We start from the raw sequence: 6,378 nt of genomic DNA on the forward strand, positions 1-6,378 counted from the left end.
ACTAGCTTATTTTCAAATACGTTTCAAGCACAATTTTTTCAAAATCCTTGACTTTCCTTTTGCTTTCTAATTGATCCAAAAGAATTTTGGCTGCCCTGGCACCCATCTCATAGGCGGGCTGAACCACGGTAGAAAGTTTCGGAGAAAACAAATGAGACACATTGAGATTTGTAAAGCCAAAAAACGGAGTGTCTGCCGGCATCTCGTCTTTTCTGCTTTGAAAAGCCTCATAGCAATGCAAAGCTAGCCTATCGCTACAGGTAAAAAAGGCGTCAGGTTTCTGAGTATTTATAAAATCATTGATGGTCGCTTTGGCCTCCTCAGGATCAAAACCACAATACTTAATCAGCTCATTATCAACAACTATACCATGTTTCTCTAAGGCTTTTTTATATCCTTCGAGTCGTTCTTTGGTAATAGAGAGTGTAAGTGGGCTGGTGATATGAGCAATTCGTTTTTTTCCTTGTTGTATCAAATATTCGGTAGCCGCAAATGCCCCCGAAAAGTTGTCTGCCACCACTTTATGAAAACCGCTACTCTCAGGTACTCTATCAAAAAACACAACAGCAAAGTTGCTTTCGCTGTACTCCAGAATATGTTTAATATCTTTTGTTTTACCCGAAAGCGAAATCAAAATCCCGTCTACTCTTCTTTCAAACAAATGCCGGAGATTCTCCTTCTCTCGCTCCAAAGACTCATGACTCTGACAAATAACCACATGATAACCACGACTGTAGGCTTCATCTTCGATGCCGTTTATGGCTTGCGAGAAAAAATTATTCGCAATTTCGGGGACAATTACACCGATGGCTCTGCTCTTGTTGTCCTTTAAACTTAATGCTATCGGATTAGGCCTGTAGTTAACCTTTTTGGCATATTCCGCCACCAACTTCTTGGTTTTTTCATTGATTTCGTAACTATCCCTCAATGCTCTCGACACGGTTGATGTGGAGAGATTTAAAGCTTTTGCTATGTCTTTGAGGGTTATTACTTCCAACTTTAGAATAATTTGAATCGAAAATTACCAAAAAAACATCCACTTTCAAAATATGAACCAATAGTTGATCGACCTTAAAATGTCGATTAAACCTATAAAAAATTAAGCACCCCTTGCGTCTTAGCGACATCGCGGTAATATAAAAATCCTGAAAACGATTGCATAAATTAATGGAAACCAATGTTTGTATTCGAGGATAATCCTTGGTAATCTTACAAAATATTTAGAAAAAAGATGATTAAAATAAGTTTAGAGGGCAAGACTGCCTTGGTAACGGGTTGCAACAAAGGTATTGGCAAAGCCATGGCCGAAGGATTGGCCGAAGCGGGTGCAGATATCATCGGAGTTTCTGCTACGATGCCTTCTAAAGGAAGTGAAATTCAGAATTCAGTAGAGAAACTTGGTCAGAAATTTTATCCATATCAAGCAGATTTTTCTGACCGTAAATCAATATACGCATTTCTCGAAAAAGCAAAAGACGAACATCCTAAAATCGACATTTTGGTGAACAATGCTGGCACTATAATGCGTAACCCTGCAGCCGAACATTCTGATGAATATTGGGACCGAGTAATAGCCATAAACCTTGATGCTCAGTTTATTATAACAAGGGAAATAGGTAAAGAAATGATTAAAAATGGTTCCGGAAAAATCATTTTCACAGCATCTTTACTCACTTTTCAAGGAGGAATAAATGTGCCAGGCTATGCGGCCAGCAAGGGAGCCATCGGTAGTTTGGTAAAATCATTTGCCAACGAATGGGCCTCAAAAGGTATAAACGTGAACGGCATAGCACCTGGATACATAGCCACGGATAACACCGAAGCACTCAGAGCTGACCCCGAACGGAGTGCATCTATTCTTGGTCGCATACCATCAGGCCGATGGGGCGAACCCGAAGATTTTAAAGGCCCAACTGTTTTCTTAGCCTCTGAAATGTCAAATTACGTGCAAGGCACTATTTTGACAGTCGATGGTGGTTGGATGGGAAGATGAGTTGTCTTCGGCACATCCTTTTGACTTCGACTCCGCTCAGACAACGGATGGATAGATGCTGAACGAATAGGAACGGTCACAGAGCACAATGAATTCAGATGAAAATCTGAATGAAATTGCGACCAAAGGTCTCGAAGTGACACATTCTTTTGTCTTCGGCTCCGCCCAGACAACGGATGGATAGATGCTGAACGAATAGGAACGGTCACTGAGCACAATGAATTCAGATGAAAATCTGAATGAAATTGCGACCAAAGGTCTCGAAGAGACACATTAACAAATTAGCTAATTAACACTTTAAAAATTAACACATTAAATATATGATTTCAAGATACGAAAGTAGCCCACGTGAAGTGGAAAGAATGAATACCGCTGAGTTAAGAGAAAATTTCTTGGTGGAAAGTTTGTTCTCAGACGATGAAATAAAACTCACTTATACGCATTATGACAGATTGGTACTGGGTGGAGCTAAACCAGTTACAAAAGCTATTACTTTGGATACTTACGATGCTCTGAAAAGCAGTTATTTCTTGGAAAGAAGAGAAATTGGTATTATCAATGTTGCTGGACCTGGTACAGTTGAAGCTGATGGTGAAGTTTTCGAAGCAGATAAATTAAGCTGCGTTTATTTGGGAAAAGGCACACAGAAAGTTAGTTTTTCTTCAAAGGATGCTTCCAATCCTGCATGCTTTTTCCTTCTGTCAGCTCCTGCTCATCAGACATTTGCAAATAAGAAATTCTCGAAAGAAGAGGCTTCGCCAGTAACTTTGGGTTCACCCGAAACTTCAAACAATCGCACCATCTACAAATACATACACAATGACGGCATCATGAGTTGTCAATTGGTAATGGGTTTGACAGTTTTAGCAACCGGAAGTATTTGGAACACCATGCCTCCTCATGTGCACGACCGTCGTAGCGAGGTTTATTGCTATTTTGATGTACCTGAAAATCAAGGCATCATGCACTTTATGGGCAAGCCAGACCAAACCAGACACATGTGGGTGCAGAATCACCAAGCCATCATTTCTCCACCTTGGAGTATACATTCCGGTGCAGGATCGGCCAACTACTCCTTCATTTGGGGAATGGCAGGCGAAAACAAAGACTTTACCGATATGGATTTCTTAAACTTGAACGAACTGAGATAATTACAACAAAATCAATATTTTAATCCCGTAATTCCCCTCTCCTGTGGAGAGGGGGCGGGGAGTGAGGTGCATTATGAAAAAATACCTTTTTGTACTTAGCATTTTGTTTTTCGGCTTCAATTTCCCTTCTGAAAAAATCAGAATCTTTATGATTGGCGACTCCACCATGGCGAATAAAAAGCCTTATGATGCACCCGAAACAGGCTGGGGGCAAGTTTTCCATGAGTTTTTTACCGATGCAGTTCTAATTCAAAATCATGCACTGAATGGCAGAAGCACCAAAAGTTTCAGAAATGAAGGACATTGGGCCAAGGTGCATGAACAATTACAAAAAGGCGATTATGTTTTCATACAATTTGGGCATAATGACCAAAAAAGCAATGATTCTACCAGATACTCCGACCCACAAGTGGCCTACAGAGCCAATCTTCAACGCTACATAGACGAAGTAAAGGCAAAAGGGGCTATTCCTGTTCTTCTTACACCTATGTCAAGAAGGAAATTTAACGATGACCATAAATTTGTAGACCAACATGGAGAATATCCACAAGTGGTAAAAGAAGTAGCCAAAAAAAACCAAGTAGACCTAATAGATATGCACGCTTTAAGTCAGAAACTTATCGAAAATCTTGGTGAAGAGGCATCTAAAGATGTATTTATGCACTACGCGGGCGGCATTTACGATAAGTTTCCGAATGGAATTGTTGATAACACGCATTTGTCAAACTACGGAGCCAAATTGATGTCCTCAATGGTAGCCGAGAATCTTATGGCACAATCTCTACCACTCAGAAACTGGCTAAAAAAATCGGTTTATCCCAACACTTTGGAGTATCAATTGCCCAAAATAAATACCCCAGCCTTCAAAAAAGATACGTTTGAAATAACAAGATATGGAGCCAAAGGCGATGGCCTTTTTCTAAATACCAAAGCCATTCAACAAGCCATTGATATCGCCACAGAAAAAGGCGGCGGTACAGTTTTGATTCCTTCAGGTTTATGGATTACAGGACCGGTTGTTCTAAAAAACAACATCAATCTACATCTGGCTAAAGGGGCGGTTCTGCAGTTCAGCGATAACCGCAATGACTATCCAATTGTAGAAACCACTTGGGAAGGCAACACCGCCTATCGTTGTCAGGCACCTATTTGGGGTGTAAACCTCACCAACGTGGCCCTTACTGGCCAGGGCACTATGGACGGAGCGGGACAAGTATGGAAACAAGTAAAAAAATCTAAACTTACAGATACCCAATGGAAAAACCTCGTAGCTTCCGGCGGAGTTTTGAACGACAAAAAAGATACTTGGTATCCTTCAGAAACCTCAAAATATGGCAACGAAAACATGGCTTGGACAAACAAAAAAACTGAAGGAAAAACGCTGGAAGATTATCAAAAAATCAGAGATTTTCTTAGACCAAATTTCATTAGTTTGTCGGTTTGTAGAAATGTACTTATCGAAGGAATTACTTTCCTAAATTCTCCTGCATGGACATTACATCCGCTTCTTTGTGAGCATATTACGATTAGAAATGTAAATGTAAAAAATCCTTGGTTTGGCCAAAACAACGATGCACTAGACTTGGAATCTTGTTCAAATGGTATAGTAGAAAACTCTACTTTTGACACCGGTGACGACGCAATTTGTATAAAATCTGGAAGAGATGAAGAAGGTCGTAAACGTGGCAAACCAACCCAAAATATCATTGTCAGAAACAACACAGTTTTTCATGCACACGGTGGTTTTGTGATTGGCAGCGAAATGTCTGGCGGTGTAAAAAACCTGTATGTAAACAATAACAACTTCCTCGGAACCGACATCGGTCTGCGTTTTAAAACGGCTCGTGGTCGCGGCGGTGTGGTGGAGAATATCTACATTTCTGACATCAATATGAACAATATTCCTGGCGAAGCCATATTGTTTGACATGTATTACATGGCCAAAGACACCGTACCGCTGGATGGAGACGACACTACTTTACCCGAAATCAAAGCTGAAAAACTCGACGAAAGCACACCATCTTTCAAATCATTTTTTATAGAAAACGTAAACTGCAAAGGTGCCGAAACAGCCATTATGCTAAGAGGCTTGCCCGAAATGAACATCAAAGATATCAATATCAAAAACTCAAACTTCACCTCAAACAAAGGGCTAATTTGTATCGAAGCCGAGAATATCAGTTTTGAGAATGTAGGTATTTTTTCAAAAAACACGACAGTTGGACAAATTCAAAACAGCAAAAATATCAGTTTTAACCACATAAACTTCTCACCTAAATCAGAAACATTGCTCGAGATTTCAGGCGAAAGAAACCGAAACATAACGTTGGTTAACACCCAAAAATCAAACTTGAAAGAAGTGGCTACTTTTAAGGCAAAGGCAGATAAGAAGGTTTTTAGGATGAAATGAGGGTGCTTATTAGATTTATATAACACCTAGTTTCTAGATGTCGGCTCTATGTTATTAATGTAAAATCTATTTTTTTGCCACGAATTCACGAATAAAGCACGAATTAGGTATAGTTCAGATTTGGTTTGTGAAAATTCGTGAATTCTTGGCATTTTTATCGATATCAACAAAATCTTCATACTCTTTTCTACCATCATATAATTATAGTGAAGATTCTTATTAGATTTATCGAACACCCAGTTCCTAAATTGAGACTCTGTGTTTTTAATGTAAAATCTACTTTATTGCCACGAATTCACGAATAAAGCACGAATTAGGTATAGTTCAGATTTGGTTTGTGAAAATTCGTGAATTCTTGGCATTTTTATCGATATCAACAAAATCTTCATACTCTTTTCTACCATCATATAATTATAGTGAAGATTCTTATTAGATTTATCGAACACCCAGTTCCTAAATTGAGACTCTGTGTTTTTAATGTAAAATCTACTTTATTGCCACGAATTCACGAATAAAGCACGAATTAGGTATAGTTCAGATTTGGTTTGTGAAAATTCGTGAATTCTTGGCATTTTTATCGATATCAACAAAATCTTCATACTCTTTTCTACCATCATATAATTATAGTGAAGATTCTTATTAGATTTATCGAACACCCAGTTCCTAAATTGAGACTCTGTGTTTTTAATGTAAAATCTACTTTATTGCCACGAATTCACGAATAAAGCACGAATTAGGTATAGTTCAGATTTGGTTTGTGAAAATTCGTGAATTCTTGGCATTTTTATCGATATCAACAAAATCTTCATACTCTTTTCTACCAT

General features: G+C 38.8%; 4 protein-coding genes. 3 read left to right on the top strand and 1 reads right to left on the bottom strand.

Annotated elements, in window-relative coordinates; genetic code table 11:
- Position 1: 1 nt before the first annotated feature.
- On the bottom strand, positions 2-997 hold the full coding sequence (locus tag EGI31_RS25165) for a LacI family DNA-binding transcriptional regulator (protein ID WP_255039969.1): 996 nt from the start codon (positions 995-997) through the stop codon (positions 2-4).
- Between the two features lie 234 nt (positions 998-1,231).
- On the opposite strand from EGI31_RS25165, the gene EGI31_RS25170 reads away from it, so the two are divergent.
- The 3 genes from EGI31_RS25170 to EGI31_RS25180 all read left to right on the top strand — a co-directional run bounded on the left by EGI31_RS25170 (position 1,232) and on the right by EGI31_RS25180 (position 5,554).
- Complete coding sequence (locus tag EGI31_RS25170; RefSeq protein WP_255039970.1) at positions 1,232-1,993, top strand: SDR family NAD(P)-dependent oxidoreductase; 762 nt, start codon at positions 1,232-1,234, stop codon at positions 1,991-1,993.
- A gap of 320 nt (positions 1,994-2,313) precedes the next feature.
- Positions 2,314-3,144, top strand: a complete 831-nt coding sequence (gene kduI / locus EGI31_RS25175) for a 5-dehydro-4-deoxy-D-glucuronate isomerase (protein WP_255039971.1) — start codon at positions 2,314-2,316, stop codon at positions 3,142-3,144.
- Positions 3,145-3,217: 73 nt separating this feature from the next.
- Positions 3,218-5,554, top strand: coding sequence for a glycosyl hydrolase family 28 protein (locus EGI31_RS25180; RefSeq protein ID WP_255039972.1), 2,337 nt, complete (start codon positions 3,218-3,220; stop codon positions 5,552-5,554).
- The last annotated feature ends 824 nt before the right edge of the window (positions 5,555-6,378 follow it).

The organism is Lacihabitans soyangensis (assembly GCF_024343775.1).
Lineage (GTDB): Bacteria > Bacteroidota > Bacteroidia > Cytophagales > Spirosomataceae > Leadbetterella > Leadbetterella soyangensis.